This window comes from Nonomuraea longispora, assembly GCF_004348345.1.
Classification (GTDB): domain Bacteria; phylum Actinomycetota; class Actinomycetes; order Streptosporangiales; family Streptosporangiaceae; genus Nonomuraea; species Nonomuraea longispora.
On the sequence record NZ_SMJZ01000008.1, the window covers coordinates 35,462 to 50,726 of the forward strand.

Below are 15,265 nucleotides of genomic sequence, written 5' to 3' on the forward strand. Positions count from 1 at the left end.
CCCGTTCCATCCCTATTACGAACCGGCGGGCCGCAGAAATGCAGGAATCGCAGATATTGATATTCACGAACACCATGGATCCGCACGCAGACGTCGTCGTCAAGAAACTGAACAGCTGGGGTCATGAACCTGTGCGGCTGAATTCCGACGACCTGCCCGACGCGGCGGTGATCCGTACGGCGCTGCGCGGCCCGCGCTGGACGGGCGGATTTCACATAATTGCCGGCGACCGGGTCGCCGACCTGGAGCGCGTGCGGTCGGTGTGGCTGCGCCGCCCCCACCCGTACGGGCCGTCGGCCGCGCTCGGGCCGCTGGAACGCGCCTTCGCCGTCGCGGAGCTGGAGCAGACCATGGGCGGGCTGCTCGCCTCGCTGGACTGCTACTGGATGAGCCGCCCGGGCGACGTCAGGGCGGCGAGCTGGAAACCCGAGCAACTGCGGCGGGCCGCACGCATGGGTTTCGAGGTGCCGCGCACGCTCATCACGAGCGACCCGGAAGCGGTACGCGCCTTCCACGCCGAGTGCGGTGAAAGGACGATCTTCAAGAGCATGACGGGACCCGCCGCGCTCGCCTCCGTCGAGCCCGCCCCGGAGGCGGTGCCCGCCCCGCCGACGGCCTTGGAGATGCCGACGACCATGCTCGGGGAGGCTGAGCTGGCGGCGCTGGAGGCCGTTCGCCTGACCCCCTGCCTGTTCCAGGAGTACGTCGACAAGGACAGGGAGCTGCGGGTGACCGTCATCGGCGACGAGGTCTTCGCCGCCGAGATTCACTCGCAGGCACGGCCGGAGACCGCGGTGGACCTGCGGCACTTCGAGGTGGACGTCCCCTACCGGGCGGTCCGGCTGCCGGACGAGGTGGCGGGACGATGCCTGGAGTTCGTGCACAGCTACGGCCTGACCTTCGGCGGGCTCGACCTCGTCCTGACTCCGGACGGCCGCCACGTCTTCCTGGAGAACAATCCCATCGGCCAATTCCTCTACATCGAGGAGCGTGTGCCGGAGCTGCGCATGACAGATGCGCTGGCCGGCTGCCTGGTCAACGCGGGACGGCCGTCGTGAGCGGGCACGTGGTCGCCGACGTGCTGGCCGAGCTGGAGAGCGTACGCGGTGGCCGGGCGATCGCCCTGCTGGCCGACCGCCTCGACGCCACGCACGCCTACGCCCTGTACGAGTGCCTGCGCGGTCGCGCGCGTACCGAGCGCATCGACCTCGTGCTCTTCACCAGTGGAGGCGACGTGGACGCCACGCGGCGTATCGCCCTGCTGCTGCGCGAGCACGCCGATCGGCTGACCGTGCTCGTTCCCGACCACGCCGAGTCCGCGGGCACCCTGCTGTGCCTGGCCGCTGACGAGCTGGTGCTGGGTCCGATGGCGCAACTCGGGCCGATCGACCCGCACGTCTCCTCCGCGGGGGAGCAGGCCGCAGGTCCTGGCCGTATCTCCGCCGAGGACATCCGGCTCCTGCCCCGGATGGCCGGCGAGTGGTTCGGCCTGGACCAGAAGGCCGACCAGCTGCACATCTTCTCGGCCGTCAGCCAGCGGCTGTTCCCCACGACACTGTCCACCTTCTACCGAGCCGACCGCAACATCCGCAGGGCGGCACGCGAGCTCATCGCCCTCCAGCGGCCCGGCCTGGGCGAGGAAGGACGCATCCGCGTCGTCGACGAGCTGGTCTCCGGCTACGACAGCCACGGCCACGCCATCACGCGTACCGAGATCGCACGGCTGGGGCTTCGGGTGACGATGCCGAGCCCGCGTGAGGAGGAGCTGATGTGGCGCTGCGCCGAGCCGCTGCGCGAGTGGCACACGCGCAGCGACGAGAACGGCGGCCTGCTCGGCATGGTCGCCGACGCCGAAGGCTTCCGCGCCCGCAGGTTCTTCACCGCCCCCACGCCCGACCAGCCGCCCCGCCCCTACTGGGAGTTCGACCACCCCGAAGGTGAACGCACATGCTGAGCCCCTTGCCTGAGTACGCGCTGCTGTTCTTCCGCCTGAGCCTGACACTGGTCTTCGTCCTGGCGGTCGTGGCCAAGTTGCGCGACCTGCCGGCCTTCACGAAGGCGACCGCCGACCTGTCGGGCCTGCCCGCCCGCGCGGCCCGGCCCGCCGCGACCGCGGTGGTGCTGGCCGAGGCCACCGCCGCCGTGTCGATCGCGGCCGGCGGCGACGCGCTGACGTGGGGGCTCCTGCTCGCCGCGGGTCTCCTGCTGCTGTTCTCCGCCCAGCTCATGCTGGCCCTGCTGAGAGGGCGCAGCGTTTCCTGCAACTGCTTCGGCCGCAGCACGCAGCCCATCTCGGCGCTCGACCTGCTCCGTAACGCCGGGCTGATCGCCTGCGCCTGCGCCGCGCTCGTTCTGCAGATGCTGACGCCGCACCAGAGCGTCGTGCGTACGGACGCGCTCGCTCTTGTCGCGGTGATGGCCCTGCTGTTCGTCACTGTCTGGCTGCGCCTGCCCGATGTGAGCCTGATCCTGCGCCCGGCGCGGCAGGCGGCGGCCACGAAGGAGAGCCTCTCATGACCACGACGACGATGTTCGCCCTCACCTGGGCCGTCCTGCTCGGCTCGGTGGCGCTGACCCTCTTCATGGCGGCCAAGCTCAGGTTCGTGCTCGATCCCTTCCGCCATCAGCCGGCCGACCTGGGACTCCCGGAGGGCGCGTCCGCGCCGGCCTTCTCCGCGTCCACGCTCGACGGGGCGGTGCTGGACACCGAGGACTACGCCGAGCGCGCCTTCACCCTCGTCTTCGTCTCCCACCACTGTCCGAGCTGCCGCGAGCACCTTCCCCACATGAAAGCGCTGTGGTCGCTGGCCGCGTCGGCGGGTAGCGAACTGGTGATGGTGGTCTTCGACGAAGAGTCAGGAAGCCGTGCCGAGGCCGAGCGCATGGTCGCCGAGCACGCCGTCCCGGCCCGGACCGTGCTGGCCGCGCCGGGCCACCCCTTGCGCGAACTCTACAACCCGCGGCAGGCCACGCCGCTGTACTGCCACGTGGAGTCAGGTGTGGTGCGCGGCAGCGGCCCGCTCGGTTCGCAGGGCTGGCAGAACCTCGTACGCGGCTGGCAGGCGGACGTCGTAGGTGCACGATGACACCGGCATGGGAGTGCGAGGCGGCCGTCAAACGGTTCGCGGAGCGGACGGCCGTCGACGGCGCGACCTTCCGCTGCGAGTACGGGCAGATCACCGTGCTGCTGGGGCACAACGGGGCCGGCAAATCCACGCTGTTCAGGGCGGCGGCCGGGCTCGTACGGCTCGACGCGGGCGCCACGCTGGTCGGCGGCCACGCACCGGGCACCACCCGGGCCCAGCAGACGGTGTCCTACATGCCGGAGCAGCCCGATCTGTACCCGGGAGTGTCGGTCTGGGAACACATCACCTTCGTCGCCCTGGCCTACCGGTTGCGCGCATGGGAGCCCCGCGCCCGTGAACTGCTGGAACGATTCGAGCTCACCGACCGGCGCGACGCGCTGCCCCACGAGCTCTCGCAGGGGCTGAGGCGCCGGCTCGCCCTGGTCATGGCACTGCTGCACGGAGCCAGGGTGTTGCTGCTCGACGAGCCGTTCAACGGCTTGGACCCCCACAGCGCCATGCGGTTGCGCGCCACCCTCGGCGACCTGGCGGCGGGTGGTGCGGCCGTCGTGGTGGCCACCCACATCCTGCATGACGCACAGCGCATCGCCGATCACGTGATCGTGCTGGAGCGCGGGCGGGTCATCGCCGGCGGCGACCTGTCCAGCCTCGTGCGTCAGGCGGGGTTGGCCGGGCGGACCGGGCTCGAGGACGTCTATCTCGCTCTGACGGCGGAGAGCCGATGAACGAGTTCGCGGCCGCGAGCCGCGCCCTCGCCCATCTCTCCTTCGCCGCCTGGTCCCGGCGGGTGCGGGAACTGCGCCCGTGGCGGATGGTGCTGCTCGCCGCAGGGGCGGCACTGGTGGCCCTGCTCCAGTTGCGGCTCACCGCGCTCGCGCCTCCCGGCCAGGACGGCGTGGCCGACCGGGTCGTCACCGTCGCGCCGCTGATCCTGCCCCTGCTGCTGCTGACCGCGACGCGCCGCTCGCCGCTGCGGCTGTCGACCGCCGACGCCTCGTGGTCGCTGACCGCTCCCGGAGGCGGCCGTGCCCTGCTGGCCAGGCATCTGCTGGCCGGGCCGGCACGTTTCGCGCTGATGGTCCTGGCCGCCGGAGTGCTCACCCGCTGGTGGGCGGGGTTCGACCCGACGTGGGCGTGGCAACCGGCCGCTGCCTGCGCGGTGCTGCTCCTGCTGTTCGGACTGGTCGCCTGCGTACGCCACCTGCTGGCGCTGGGGTCCGCCCCGGCGCGAGTGACCCTGCGCGTCGCCGGAGCGGCGTGGGCCGTGGCGATGCTGATCTCGTACGCCTCCGACCTGCCCGCCGCGGCCTGGGTACGGCTCGCGCCGCTCGTGCGGGGACTGGCCGGACTGTTGTTCGAACCGGCACCAGGATCCGCGCCGCTGCTGCTGGCCGGTCTGGCGTCTCTGATGTGCGCGGCGGCCCTCCTGATCGCCGTGGCCGACGGCTACCAGGAGCCCGCCGACGCGGCTGCGCGGGAGAGGGCCGGTGCGCAGGAGGTGCTGCGCGACTCCCACTCAGGTCAGGAACTGGGAGCCGAGCGGTTCCGGACGGGGGCCGCCTCGCTGAGACCCCCTTCGGCACTCACCGGTGAGCGGGCGGTGTTCTACCGGGCACTGGCGCAGGAGCGGCGGGTGCTGGCCGACCGCCTGGTCATGCCCGTCCTGCTCCTGGCGGCGGTGGTGGGACTCATGGTGGTGGCTCCCGCGTACGGCTGGGTGCCGCTGCTGCCCGCGGTGCCGCATCTGCTGGGCGAGCATCTCGTCGGAGGGGTGGCAGTCGAGCGCGACCACCACTTCGCGCGGGTGACGGGCATGCGGATGGAGCGGGTCCTGATCTGGGCCAACATCCTCCCAGTGGCGCGCACGGCCGTGGCGCTGGAGGTGCTGTGGTTGCCCCAGATCTTCTCGCCCGTGGTCGAGGCGCCCCTGTGGTGGGCCGGGGTGCTGCTGGCTCCGATCACCGCCGTGCTCGTCGGCGGCGCGGGCGAGCTGGCCGGCTCGCTCATCGACCCGATCGCCGCGAGGTTCACGGTCGCGCTGGCAGTGTGCGGGCTCGGCTGGACGCCGTGCGCGGTCCTGCTGGCCGCGGACACGCCACTGCCCATGGTGGTGGCGAGCCTGTCGACGGCGGCGGTGGCGGTCTGGGCCGGTGCGGCCCTTGCCGCAGCTCCGCGCACACCGTGGCCGCTCCGCCGCCCCGGCGAGCTCAGGTCGTGAGTGAGGTGACGAAGCGGGACATGCCGGTGAGCCACCGGTCGGGGTCCTCGGCTTTGCGGCGTACGTACTCCGCCACCTCCGGATGCGGAAATATGTGGAACCGTTCCGCCGCCAGGCCGTCGATCACCGTGCCCGCCACGTCCGCCGGGTCCAGGACGGGCCCGGACGCGCTGACGGCCCTCGCGGTCAGGTGGTCGTCCTCCAGGCCCTGCTCCAGCATCGCCGTACGCACTCCCTGCGGGCACAGCACGCTCACCTTGATGCCTTCGGGGGCGTAGCGGATGGCCAGCCATTCGGCGAACGCGATCGCCGCCGCCTTCGTCACCGCGTACGGCGCGTCTCCGGGGCAGCTGATCAGCCCCGCCGCCGAGCAGGTGTTGAGCAGGTAGCCCCCGCCGCGAGCGATCATGGACGGTACGGCGGCGCGGGCGGCGTGGACGTGGGCCAGCACGTTGACCGCGTAGAGGCGGTTCCAGTCCTGGACGGAGGCGTCCAGGCCGTGGCCGCCGATGACGCCGGCGTTGGAGCAGAACAGGTCGACGGGGCCGAACGGGGTGTCGACGAGCGCGGCGACCTCCTGCTCGGACGACACGTCCACGCGTACGGCCGCCGCCCGGTCGCCGATCTCCGCGGCCACCGCGCTCGCCCTGGCGGCGTCGAGGTCGGCGACCACCACGCCCGCCGCTCCCTCCGCGGCGAACCTGCGGGCCATCGCCCTGCCGATCCCGCCGGCCGCGCCCGTGACGACGACGACCTTGTCCTGTACGCGCATCCGTGCTCCTCCCGAGCCCAAGCCCGGTCCGGCCGGAACCCGAACCTGTACCTGAGCCGGCCGACCGGTACCAGAACATGATTCTAATGCGGCGGAACCGGCCGCAGATGAGAGTTTTCTCATCTGGACCTCAGCGTGGTCTCCTCAAAGGCCGTCATGCTCGACCCCATGAAGCAGCGGGGAACGGTGATCCTGCTCGTCCTGGCGGCGGCAGTGGCGGGATTCATGTCGGTGGGGCTGGTGCGGGCGTCCGAGGAACCCGACCTGGGCGGGCCGGTCGTGGTGACGCCCTCATCCGACGGGCGCAGCGCGTACGACCCCCGGACCTCAGAACCCCGCACGTCCGAAACCGCCCCGAGCGGTCAGAAGACCTCCGAACCCGCAGTCTCCGGCTCGCCGTCCAAGAGCCCGGAACCCCGCCACAGCATGGGCCCCACGCCGCGCACGACGAAGGCGGAGCCGGTCAGACCGCCTTCGCCGAGACCGGGCGGGGGCGATGACGACGATGATGGTGACGACGACGACGATGATGACGACGACTGACGGGGAGGGCGCATGCGGGTGAGCGCCCGTGCCCGGATCGTGGGCTGGATGCTCGCCGTCGTCGGACTCGCGCTCTCAGTGTCGATCTTCGCGACCTGGTCCGTCCTGCTGGCCCGGCTCGACAGCCGGATCAACCTCGAGATCAGCAACGAGGTGGACAAACTGCGCGCCTACGTCCACCCGGAAAGCGGCCACTCCTTCACCAGACTCGACGACCTGCTCGACGGCTACCTGTCGGTCAACACGCCCGACCGGTGGGAGACCTTCTTCAGCATCGTCGACGGCGAGGCCCACAAGGTCACCGCCATCCCGCCACCCGTGCGCCTCGACGCCGACGCCGAGCTGGTCGCCGACCTGGCCGAGGCCACCGAGGCCGAGCGCGGCACGGTGGACAGCGCGCAGGGCCCGGTGAAGTACGCCGTGATCCCCGTACGCGTGCAGGGCGATCCCCGCCAGGGCCACCTGGTCGTGGCGATCTTCTACGAGCGGCACCGCGACGAGATCGTGGAGGCGGTGAGCACGCTCGGGCTGTCCGCGCTGGCCGCGATGACGTTGTCCGGCGGCGCCGGCTGGCTGGTGGCCGGGCGGGTGCTCGCCCCGGTACGCCTCGTCAGGCAGACCGCGGAGCAGATCAGCGACTCCACCGACCTCACGCGCCGGCTCGACGTGCCCGGCAATGACGACGTGGCGGCGCTGGCCGGGACGTTCAACCACATGCTCGACCGGCTGGAGCGCGCGTTCGTCGGTCAGCGGCGGTTCCTGGACGACGCCGGTCACGAGCTGCGCACCCCGATCACGGTCATCCGCGGTCACCTGGAGCTCATGGGCGACGACCCCGCCGACCGCGCGGAGACCATCGCCCTGGTCACCGACGAGCTCGACCGCATGAACCGCATCGTCGACGACCTGCTCACCCTCGCCAAGGCCGAGCAGCCGGGCTTCCTCACGGTCGACGACGTCGAGCTGGCCGACCTGACCGTCAGCGTGGTCGCCAAGGCCCGCGCGCTCGGCGAACGCCGGTGGCGGGTCGACGAGGTGGCCGAGGCGCGGATGCCCGCCGACCGCCAGCGGCTCACCCAGGCGCTCATGCAGCTGGCGGCCAACGCCGTGCGCCACACGGCCGAAGGCGACCTGATCGCCGTCGGGTCCGCCGTTCGCGACCAGTACGTGGAGCTCTGGGTGCGCGACAGCGGCCCGGGAGTGCCGCCCGCCGAGCGCGAACGCATCTTCGGGCGGTTCGTACGCGGCAGTGGCCGCACCGGCGCCCACGACGGCGCCCACGACGGCGCCCACGAGGGGGCCCACGACGGGGCCGGCCTCGGGCTGGCCATCGTCAAGTCCATCGCCGAGGCCCATGGAGGCGACGTGAAAGTGACGGAGGCTCCGGGCGGAGGAGCCAAATTTGTCATGACGCTGCCGCTGCGGCAGTTGTGGAGGCAGTGGTGAACCGTATTCTCATCGCCGAGGACGAGTCCAGGATCGCTTCCTTCGTGGAGAAGGGGCTGCGGGCCAACGGCTTCGTGACCGCCGTGGTCGGCGACGGGGTCGTCGCGTACGACCTGGCCTGCGGGGGCGGGTTCGACCTGCTCATCCTCGACATCGGGCTGCCGCTGAGCGACGGGTTCACGGTGCTGCGGCGGCTGCGCGAGTCGCGGGTCACCATGCCCGTGATCATCCTGACCGCGCGTGACAGCGTGAGCGACACCGTGGCGGGGCTGGAGGGCGGCGCCGACGACTACATCGCCAAACCCTTCGCCTTCGAGGAGCTCCTGGCCAGGGTGCGGCTGCGGCTGCGCGCGGAGCGCACACCCGAGGTGACCGTGCTGCGGGTGTCGGACCTGTCACTCGACCTGCGCACGCGGCGGGCGTACGTCGGGGACCGCGCGGTCGACCTGTCGGCCAGGGAGTTCGCGCTGGCGGAGATCTTCTGCCGTCACCCCGACCAGGTGCTGACCCGCGAGCAGCTGCTCAGCCACGTGTGGGGCTTCGACTTCGACCCGGGCTCCAACGTCGTGGACGTGTACGTACGCTATCTGCGCCGCAAGATCGGCGCCGAGCGCATCGAGACCGTGCGCGGCACCGGATACCGGATGAGAGCCGCCTAATCATCACCTCACGGTTGCTTCACCCCCTACGTAGAGGCTGTTCATCAACGGCACTACAGAGGGAGAAAACGTGGCAACCGGGTTGGTGATGGACCTCGCGGCGATCGTCGCGCTGGCCTACGGGCTCTACTATCGGCGGCACCACCGGCGCGACCTGCTGTTCGCCTACGTCGCGCTCAACGTGGGCATCTTCGCCGTGGTGTCCCTGCTGCTCGTCCAGCGCGTCGACATCGCGGTCGGGTTCGGGTTGTTCGGGGTGTTGTCGATCATCCGGCTGCGGTCCAGCGAGATCACCCAGCAGGAGATCGCCTACTACTTCATCGCGATCGTGCTGGGGCTGGTCAACGGCCTGGCCGGGGCGTGGCCGCTGACCGCGCTGCTGCTGAACGGCGTGCTGCTGGCGATCATGTACGTCGCCGACCACCCCCGGCTGCTCGGCCGCACCCGGCAGCAGGTCGTGACGCTGGACGTCGTGCACGCCGACCCCGACCTGCTCCGCGCCGACCTGGAGAGCCGGCTGCGCGCGCGGGTGCTGCACTGCGTGGTCACCCAGGTCGACTACGTGCGTGACGTGACCGTGGTCGACGTGCGCTACGCGGTCCCCAAGACGGCGCCCAGGATGACGGGAGTGCGGCGATGACGGACGCGGACGTGCTGCTCGCCGGGGTGGCCGCGGCCGCCAGGCCGGTCGGGCTGGCGGACGTGCCCGAGCTGATGAGCCGGGTCGACTGCAAATATCTCGTGACGGGCACGACCATGGCCCGGCTGGCGGGGGAACTGGGGGACCGGTTCTCCGTGCTCCGCATCGGCGGCAGACGGCAGTTCCGCTACACCTCGACCTACTTCGACACCCCCGACCTGCTCACCTTCCGCCAGCACCGGCAGGGGCGGCGGCGCAGGTTCAAGCTGCGCACCCGCACCTATCTGGACGGCGGAGGGCGGTGGCTGGAGCTCAAGCTCAGCGGCGCGCGCGGCAGCACCGACAAACACCGCATCCCGTACGACGGCGTGCCCGCGCACATCCTCACCCAGGAGGCGCGCGACTTCGTGCACAACACCCTGGTCGGCGAGTTGCGTCTCACCCCGCCCGCCGGGCTCGGGCCGGTGCTGTCCACCGACTACCGGCGCGTGACGCTCATCGACCGGGCGGGCGCGGCCCGGCTCACCTGCGACACGGGGCTGCTCTGCCACGACGGGCACCGGCGCGTGCCCGCCCGGCGCGACCTGGTGCTGCTGGAGTCGAAGTCGGCCGACGGCAGGGCCCTGGTGGACAGGGTGCTGCGCGGGATGGGGGTGCGGCCGGTCAGCGTGAGCAAGTACTGCATCGGGATGGCGGCGATGCGGGAACTGCCCGGCAGCAACCGCTGGCGTCCGGTGGTGCGGCGCTATCTCGAGCCCCAGGGGGAGATTTCCTGTCTCAGCCAGGTGGCATAGTGATCGCCCATGGAGGAGTCGATGCAACAGGCGCTCGCCACGCACATCCACGTGGAGGTGGCGATCGGGCGCCGCACGTTCGAGCAGGTGGTCCGTGGCGCCGTGGACGTCTGGGGGAGGGAGGTCGACGATCACGATCTCTTCGTGCGCACGGCCGAAGAGATCGCCGGGCGCGCGTTCGCCGATCACCTCGCGGCACAGGCGGCCTGGCCGGAGGTCACCGAAAGCGACCGGCTGAGCATGGCCATGATCGACCTCGCGATGGCCGGCATCCTGTCGCGCGAGAGCTACACCGACTGCCTCAACTGCGGGACCACGGAGATCGGGGGCGAGCTCGCCAAGCTCCCCGGCATGCGCGGCTACACCTTCTACCACCATCAGGACGCCCAGGCGGCGGCCGGGGGCGGCGGGGTCATGCTCGCCTACGGGGCCACCGGCGACGGCGACGCCGCCACGATAGGCGCGGAGATCGTGGCGGCCTGCCGGCGCCGCGGCCTGGAGGCCGAATGGGACGGCGACGCCCGGCAGCGCGTCCACGTGCCGGTCGACTGGCGGCGGCGGCGCTTCGGGCCGCTGGCCGGCCACCCGGGCGCGCCGACGCCGCCCGGCGGACCCGCCGTGCCGGTCACCTTCTGCGACTACACCTCGATCTCGGGCGACGACCCTGTGGACATGTCCGTGCAGGAGTGCCGCGACCTGATGCTCTGGCTGACCCCGCACGACGGCAACTTCGCCTGCTACCGAGGGCGGTCGGGGCCCACCCTGCAGTTCATGTGGGAGGCGGGGATGCGGCTGTGGGCGGAGACGCCCGATCTCGCGGCGCGGTGCTCGCGCGGGCGGCACGTTACCGTGGACGAGGCGCTGGAGCTGGTCACACTCCACGTCAGGGACGGCGGGATCGCGCCGGAGGATCTCGGGGAGGCGCGGACGGTGCCGTGGTGAGCGTGCGCGACATGATCCGCCTGACCGTCTCCTCCAGGGAGCTGGTCTGGTCGATGACGATCTCGCCGGCGCCGGGGAGCAGGTCGCGTTCGACGTACCAGTCGCGCATCATGTCCGCCCCGAACTCCCTGCTCTGGGGGCGGGTGGCGTGGCGTCGCAGGGTCTCGTCGAAGGAGACGTCGAGGTAGAAGAAGTGGCTGCGGTCCGGGTGGTCGCGGCGCAGAGCGGTCAGCATGTCGCCGTATCTGCCGGTGGTGAGGATGCCCTCCAGGATGACGTGGTGGCCGTGGTCGAGGGCGTAGCGGGTGATGGTGTCGATGAGGCCGATGTTCACGCCGTCGGGCTGGTCGAGCTCGCGCAGGATCTCGCGGCGCACCACGTCCTGGCTGACGATGGCCAGTCCGCGCCGGTCGTAGGCGTCGCGGATGGCTCGCGCGACCGTGGTCTTGCCCGAGCCGGAGTTGCCGCGCAGGACGATCAGCTGGGTCTGGTCCGAGCGTCCACGCACCGCACCAGGCTAGCCGCCCCGCCGCATCCGTTTATCCGGGACCTGGCCGGTGATAGGCACCGTAACGACCTGCAGCGATGGCCGCCCCGGGGGAAGTCTTCATGCTTGACCGCATCCACCAGATACCGGCCGTCCTGCTGAGCGCCGACGACTATCTCGACGACTTCTGGCCGAGCTACCGCCGGACCGACGACGTGGTGTGGAAACTCCAGCGGGTGCAGGGCTTCGACGCGGCAGCGGGGCCGGGCGCGCTGGCGCAGGACGACTGGGAGCGCTCGCTCAAGCTGGCCGGCGACGGGCGGGCCGCGGCGGCGGGGTTCCCGCGCAGGCGGCTGCGGATCGTCGAGCCGTGCGTCACCTCCTACCTGCGCTGGGAGATGCACGTGCTGGCCTCGCGCGGCCAGGTGCGCGAGGAGGTGCGGGTGCTCGCCGCCCAGCAGGTGGCCGACCTGGAGATCGACCGGCGACTGCCCGAGCTGGTGGTGCTGGGGACCTCGGTGATGTACGAGGTGACGTACGACGCCCTGGGCGCCCACAGCGGCGCCCGCCGGATCGACGACCAGGGGGTGATCGCCGCCTGCCGGGGTGAGCTGGACAAGCTGTTCGCCGCGGGGGAGACGCTCGAAGGGTATTACGAGCGCGAGATCGTCCCGCTCACCGCACCACGGGTGCCGACCTGACCAGCGCGGCGCTCATATTCCGACGAGGTGTACCCGATCTCCGCAGAGCTTCCGTGCCCCGGTGGCGAGCCTCGGCCACATGGGCGACCGTGTGCTCATGATCGTCAAGCAGTCTGGAGAGACCGTCGCAATCCAGGACGAGGGTCCCCTCGTGGCTCAGCTTGCGGGGGGCCACTGCGCCGCATCGTCGAATACTTCGTTGAAAAGCTGGAAAAAAGTCCGGCCGATACTAAAGGGGCAGGTCGCCGGTGGCGGAGGCGGTGGAGCCGGTGGCCTGGTAGGCGGCGATGGTGCGTTCGGCGATGCGCATCTGGTGGATCTCGTCGGCGCCGTCGGCGAAGCGGGCCCAGCGGGCGTGCTGGAACATGTGCGCCAGCGGCGTGTCCGTCGAGTAGCCGAGGGCCCCGTGCACCTGGATGGCCCGGTCGATGATGCGGTTGAGGCTGTTCGCGACGAAGTGTTTGGCCATCGAGACCTCCGTGCGGAAGTCCTCGCCCTTGTCGATCTTCGAGGCGGCGTGCAGCACCATGAGTTTGCACTGGTAGAGCTCCATGGCCGAGTCGGCGATGAGCCACTGGATGCCCTGCTTCTCGGCCAGCAGGGAGCCGTGGCTGTAGCGGGTGAGCGCGCGGCCGACCATCATGTCGAGAGCCGTCTCCGCCTGTGAGATCCAGCGCATGCAGTGGGCGAGCCTGGCCGGGCCGAGGCGGTACTGGCCGAGGCGGTGGCCGTTGCCCCGGCCGCCGAGGATCTGGCTGTCGGGCAGCCGCAGGTCCTCGATGACGATCTCGCTGTGGCCGGTCGAGCCGTGCATCGTCTCGACCTCGCGCACGTCGTTCCAGCCGGGGTCGGGCAGGTCGACGAGGAAGGCGGTGTTCGCGCCGCGTGAGCCGTCGGGCACGTCCTGCTCGGTCCTCGCGATGAGGATGCCGAAGTTGGCCCGGCGGGCGTTGGAGATGAACCATTTGTGGCCGTTGATGACCCACTCGTCGCCGTCGCGTACGGCGGTCGTCCGGATCAGGGTGGGGTCGGAGCCCGCGACCTCCGGCTCGGTCATGGCGAAGCACGACATCTTGGTGCCCTCCAGGAGGGGCCGGAGGTACTTCTCCTTCTGTTCGTCGCTCGCCCAGTGCAGCAGCGTGTGCATGTTGCCCTCGTCGGGGGCCTGGCAGTTGAGCACCCACGGGCCGACGCGGGTCCTGGCCGCTTCCGACTGCACCATGGCCAGCTCGACGTGACCGAGGCCCATGCCGCCCCACTCCTTCGGCATGTGCGGCAGCCACAACCCCTCGGCCTTGGCCAGGGAGCGCAGGTGGAAGATCGTGCGGAGGTAGGCGTCGCGGTCGCCCTCCTCCAGCTCCTCCATGGCGGGGGCGACGGTGCCCTGGATGAAGGCGCGGACCCGCTTGCGGATCTCCTCGTGCTCGGGGGCGAGGGTGAAGTCGATGGCCATGCTGCTCCTTGTGGTCAGTCAGGTGAGTCGGTGGGGTGGTGGCAGGCGAGCCAGTGGTCGTCGCCGACCTGCCGGATCCGGGGCTCCTGCTCGGCGCATCTGGCGGACGCGCGCGGGCATCGCGTACGGAACCGGCACCCGCTCGGCGGGTCGACCGGCGAGGGCGGTTCGCCGCTGATCAGGGTGTCGGCCGGCGGAAGGTCCAGGCCGCCGCCGGGGATGGGGGCGATGAGCGCCCGCGTGTACGGATGGGCGGGCCGGGAGATCAGCTCGGCGCTCGGCGCCAGTTCGCACCCCTTGCCCAGGTACATCACCATGATGCGGTCGCTGACGTTCTTCACCACGGCCAGGTCATGGGCGATGAACCCGAGCATGAGCCGGTTAGCGGTCCTTGAGGTCCTCCAGCAGGCCGAGGATCTGCGCCTGCACCGAGACGTCGAGCGCCGACACGGGTTCGTCGCAGATCACCACCTCGGGGTCGAGGATGAGCGCCCTGGCGATCGAGATGCGCTGGCACTGGCCGCCGGAGAACTCGTGCGGCCTGCGTACCGCCGCCGCCTCCGGATCCAGGCCCACCGCCTCCAGGACCTCGTCCACCCGGTCGCCGGGCAGGCCCCACACACGGGGGGCCCTCCCCGCGTGCGCCCGCCCTGGACGGGCCGGACGTGCCCGCCTGCGGGGTGGCGACGGGGCGTTGCCCGCTGCACGCCAGCATCACCGCCGCTGCCAGCATCAACGTGGTCCGTCCTCCAGCGTTTCATCCACGCCTCCTCCCGGTAAGCCCCCCGAGAGCATTTTCACCGATAGTACTATCGGTGAAAATCCGCACAAGAGCCGCGGGAGAATCGTCACGGGAGGGAGGGAGCATCGATGACGAGCACACCGCTCAGCAGGAGCGAGGCGAAAGACCAGACCCGGCGCAGGCTGATCAGGGCCGCGCTGGCGATCCTCGACGAGGCGGGCGAGGCCGGGCTGACCACCGTCAAGGTCGCCAAGGCCGCCGGCATCGCGCAGTCGAGCTTCTACGTGCACTTCAAGGACATGCAGGACCTGCTGCGGGTGCTCGCCGAGGAGGGCGGCCGGCGGCTTCGCACCTCCATGCGCGAGGCCCGCCGCGCCGCCCGCGAGGCCCCCGGCGACCTCCAACGCCACCGCGACACCTTCCGCATCCCGCTGGAGGCCATCTGCCGCCACCCCGAGCTGCTGCGCATCCAGCTGCGGGCCCGGCACGACCCGTCGTCCTCGCTGCGCGACTTCGCCACGGAGAGCGCCGCCGCCTACCGCGAGCACCACGCCGCCGACCTGGCCGCCCTCGGCTACACCGCCGACGACGAGCACGACAGGCGGCGGCTGGAGATGATCGCCGACGGCATCGACGCCGCCACCAACGCCCTGGCCATCGGCCACCTGGAGGGCCGCTACCCCGACCTCGACGAGGCTGCCGACATCCTGGTGGCCCTGTCGAGGGGCGCACTGAGGCTCCTCAGATCCAGCTCAGGCCGCGACGAAGGCCCACGCGACTAG

The 15,265-nt window shown here is 71.2% G+C and carries 19 protein-coding genes; 14 read left to right on the top strand and 5 right to left on the bottom strand.

The genetic code is table 11. The features are described from left to right. The first annotated feature begins 38 nt into the window (after positions 1–38). Genes E1267_RS44055 through E1267_RS04015 form a run of 6 tightly spaced genes read left to right on the top strand, consistent with a single transcriptional unit; the run spans position 39 to position 5,304 of the window. Positions 39–1,058, top strand: coding sequence for an MvdC/MvdD family ATP grasp protein (locus E1267_RS44055; RefSeq protein WP_342774768.1), 1,020 nt, complete (start codon positions 39–41; stop codon positions 1,056–1,058). Further along, positions 1,055–1,954 (top strand): SDH family Clp fold serine proteinase, encoded by a 900-nt coding sequence (locus tag E1267_RS03995; RefSeq protein ID WP_165959451.1) that lies wholly within the window; start codon positions 1,055–1,057, stop codon positions 1,952–1,954. Before E1267_RS44055 ends, E1267_RS03995 begins: the two co-directional genes overlap by 4 nt. Next, positions 1,948–2,517 (top strand): MauE/DoxX family redox-associated membrane protein, encoded by a 570-nt coding sequence (locus E1267_RS04000; RefSeq protein ID WP_132329875.1) that lies wholly within the window; start codon positions 1,948–1,950, stop codon positions 2,515–2,517. Before E1267_RS03995 ends, E1267_RS04000 begins: the two co-directional genes overlap by 7 nt. Further along, positions 2,514–3,086, top strand: coding sequence for a peroxiredoxin family protein (locus E1267_RS04005; protein ID WP_132329877.1), 573 nt, complete (start codon positions 2,514–2,516; stop codon positions 3,084–3,086). Before E1267_RS04000 ends, E1267_RS04005 begins: the two co-directional genes overlap by 4 nt. After that, complete coding sequence (locus tag E1267_RS04010) at positions 3,083–3,811, top strand: ABC transporter ATP-binding protein (protein ID WP_132329879.1); 729 nt, start codon at positions 3,083–3,085, stop codon at positions 3,809–3,811. The genes E1267_RS04005 and E1267_RS04010 overlap by 4 nt, the downstream gene beginning before the upstream one ends. After that, the gene (locus E1267_RS04015) at positions 3,808–5,304 is read left to right on the top strand and encodes a hypothetical protein (RefSeq protein ID WP_132329881.1); all 1,497 of its coding nucleotides are present in this window, start codon (positions 3,808–3,810) and stop codon (positions 5,302–5,304) included. Before E1267_RS04010 ends, E1267_RS04015 begins: the two co-directional genes overlap by 4 nt. On the opposite strand, the gene E1267_RS04020 is transcribed toward E1267_RS04015, so the two are convergent. Next, entirely contained in the window at positions 5,294–6,076 is a 783-nt protein-coding gene (locus E1267_RS04020; protein ID WP_132329883.1) for an SDR family oxidoreductase, read from the bottom strand. The two genes, E1267_RS04015 and E1267_RS04020, sit on opposite strands and share 11 nt — an antisense overlap. 135 nt (positions 6,077–6,211) lie before the next feature. Between E1267_RS04020 and E1267_RS04025 the strand changes: the two genes are divergently transcribed. The 6 genes from E1267_RS04025 to E1267_RS04050 all read left to right on the top strand — a co-directional run bounded on the left by E1267_RS04025 (position 6,212) and on the right by E1267_RS04050 (position 11,100). Continuing rightward, the gene (locus E1267_RS04025) at positions 6,212–6,619 is read left to right on the top strand and encodes a hypothetical protein (RefSeq protein WP_132329885.1); all 408 of its coding nucleotides are present in this window, start codon (positions 6,212–6,214) and stop codon (positions 6,617–6,619) included. 12 nt (positions 6,620–6,631) lie between these two features. Next, a complete protein-coding gene (locus tag E1267_RS04030; RefSeq protein WP_220449332.1) occupies positions 6,632–8,065 on the top strand; it encodes a sensor histidine kinase in 1,434 nt (477 codons plus the stop codon). Beyond that, positions 8,062–8,724: a response regulator transcription factor gene (locus tag E1267_RS04035; RefSeq protein WP_132329886.1), complete on the top strand. Its 663-nt coding sequence runs from the start codon at positions 8,062–8,064 to the stop codon at positions 8,722–8,724. The genes E1267_RS04030 and E1267_RS04035 overlap by 4 nt, the downstream gene beginning before the upstream one ends. Positions 8,725–8,812: 88 nt before the next feature. Then, complete coding sequence (locus E1267_RS04040; RefSeq protein WP_132329950.1) at positions 8,813–9,364, top strand: DUF4956 domain-containing protein; 552 nt, start codon at positions 8,813–8,815, stop codon at positions 9,362–9,364. Further along, complete coding sequence (locus tag E1267_RS04045; protein WP_132329888.1) at positions 9,361–10,158, top strand: polyphosphate polymerase domain-containing protein; 798 nt, start codon at positions 9,361–9,363, stop codon at positions 10,156–10,158. The genes E1267_RS04040 and E1267_RS04045 overlap by 4 nt, the downstream gene beginning before the upstream one ends. A gap of 9 nt (positions 10,159–10,167) precedes the next feature. Continuing rightward, positions 10,168–11,100 (top strand): DUF6891 domain-containing protein, encoded by a 933-nt coding sequence (locus tag E1267_RS04050; protein ID WP_165959452.1) that lies wholly within the window; start codon positions 10,168–10,170, stop codon positions 11,098–11,100. Here E1267_RS04050 and E1267_RS04055 read toward each other — a convergent pair. After that, on the bottom strand, positions 11,042–11,608 hold the full coding sequence (locus tag E1267_RS04055; protein ID WP_132329892.1) for a kinase: 567 nt from the start codon (positions 11,606–11,608) through the stop codon (positions 11,042–11,044). The genes E1267_RS04050 and E1267_RS04055 overlap by 59 nt on opposite strands. A 101-nt stretch (positions 11,609–11,709) precedes the next feature. On the opposite strand from E1267_RS04055, the gene E1267_RS04060 reads away from it, so the two are divergent. After that, positions 11,710–12,288, top strand: a complete 579-nt coding sequence (locus E1267_RS04060) for a DUF6879 family protein (RefSeq protein WP_132329894.1) — start codon at positions 11,710–11,712, stop codon at positions 12,286–12,288. Positions 12,289–12,517: 229 nt separating this feature from the next. Here the strand turns inward: E1267_RS04060 and E1267_RS04070 are convergent, their stop codons facing one another. The 3 genes from E1267_RS04070 to E1267_RS47120 are packed head-to-tail and all read right to left on the bottom strand — an operon-like array spanning position 12,518 to position 14,362. Next, complete coding sequence (locus E1267_RS04070) at positions 12,518–13,741, bottom strand: acyl-CoA dehydrogenase family protein (RefSeq protein WP_132329896.1); 1,224 nt, start codon at positions 13,739–13,741, stop codon at positions 12,518–12,520. A gap of 14 nt (positions 13,742–13,755) precedes the next feature. Continuing rightward, positions 13,756–14,115 carry an oligopeptide/dipeptide ABC transporter ATP-binding protein gene (locus tag E1267_RS47115; RefSeq protein WP_281283585.1) on the bottom strand — a complete coding sequence of 120 codons (360 nt, stop codon included), beginning with the start codon at positions 14,113–14,115 and terminating at the stop codon, positions 13,756–13,758. Positions 14,116–14,122: 7 nt separating this feature from the next. Then, positions 14,123–14,362: an ATP-binding cassette domain-containing protein gene (locus tag E1267_RS47120; protein WP_281283586.1), complete on the bottom strand. Its 240-nt coding sequence runs from the start codon at positions 14,360–14,362 to the stop codon at positions 14,123–14,125. Positions 14,363–14,611: 249 nt separating this feature from the next. On the opposite strand from E1267_RS47120, the gene E1267_RS04080 reads away from it, so the two are divergent. After that, positions 14,612–15,265 carry a TetR family transcriptional regulator gene (locus tag E1267_RS04080; RefSeq protein WP_132329898.1) on the top strand — a complete coding sequence of 218 codons (654 nt, stop codon included), beginning with the start codon at positions 14,612–14,614 and terminating at the stop codon, positions 15,263–15,265.

What these genes read in the sequence shown, in the direction of transcription:
- E1267_RS04080 (WP_132329898.1), top strand. Translation starts at nt 14,612, where the DNA reads ATGACGAGCACACCGCTCAGCAGGAGCGAGGCGAAAGACCAGACCCGG.
- E1267_RS04070 (WP_132329896.1), bottom strand. Translation starts at nt 13,741, where the DNA reads ATGGCCATCGACTTCACCCTCGCCCCCGAGCACGAGGAGATCCGCAAG.
- E1267_RS04005 (WP_132329877.1), top strand. Translation starts at nt 2,514, where the DNA reads ATGACCACGACGACGATGTTCGCCCTCACCTGGGCCGTCCTGCTCGGC.
- E1267_RS04050 (WP_165959452.1), top strand. Translation starts at nt 10,168, where the DNA reads ATGGAGGAGTCGATGCAACAGGCGCTCGCCACGCACATCCACGTGGAG.
- E1267_RS04015 (WP_132329881.1), top strand. Translation starts at nt 3,808, where the DNA reads ATGAACGAGTTCGCGGCCGCGAGCCGCGCCCTCGCCCATCTCTCCTTC.
- E1267_RS04010 (WP_132329879.1), top strand. Translation starts at nt 3,083, where the DNA reads ATGACACCGGCATGGGAGTGCGAGGCGGCCGTCAAACGGTTCGCGGAG.
- E1267_RS44055 (WP_342774768.1), top strand. Translation starts at nt 39, where the DNA reads ATGCAGGAATCGCAGATATTGATATTCACGAACACCATGGATCCGCAC.
- E1267_RS04060 (WP_132329894.1), top strand. Translation starts at nt 11,710, where the DNA reads ATGCTTGACCGCATCCACCAGATACCGGCCGTCCTGCTGAGCGCCGAC.
- E1267_RS04040 (WP_132329950.1), top strand. Translation starts at nt 8,813, where the DNA reads ATGGACCTCGCGGCGATCGTCGCGCTGGCCTACGGGCTCTACTATCGG.
- E1267_RS04020 (WP_132329883.1), bottom strand. Translation starts at nt 6,076, where the DNA reads ATGCGCGTACAGGACAAGGTCGTCGTCGTCACGGGCGCGGCCGGCGGG.
- E1267_RS04045 (WP_132329888.1), top strand. Translation starts at nt 9,361, where the DNA reads ATGACGGACGCGGACGTGCTGCTCGCCGGGGTGGCCGCGGCCGCCAGG.
- E1267_RS47115 (WP_281283585.1), bottom strand. Translation starts at nt 14,115, where the DNA reads ATGCTCGGGTTCATCGCCCATGACCTGGCCGTGGTGAAGAACGTCAGC.
- E1267_RS04000 (WP_132329875.1), top strand. Translation starts at nt 1,948, where the DNA reads ATGCTGAGCCCCTTGCCTGAGTACGCGCTGCTGTTCTTCCGCCTGAGC.
- E1267_RS04030 (WP_220449332.1), top strand. Translation starts at nt 6,632, where the DNA reads ATGCGGGTGAGCGCCCGTGCCCGGATCGTGGGCTGGATGCTCGCCGTC.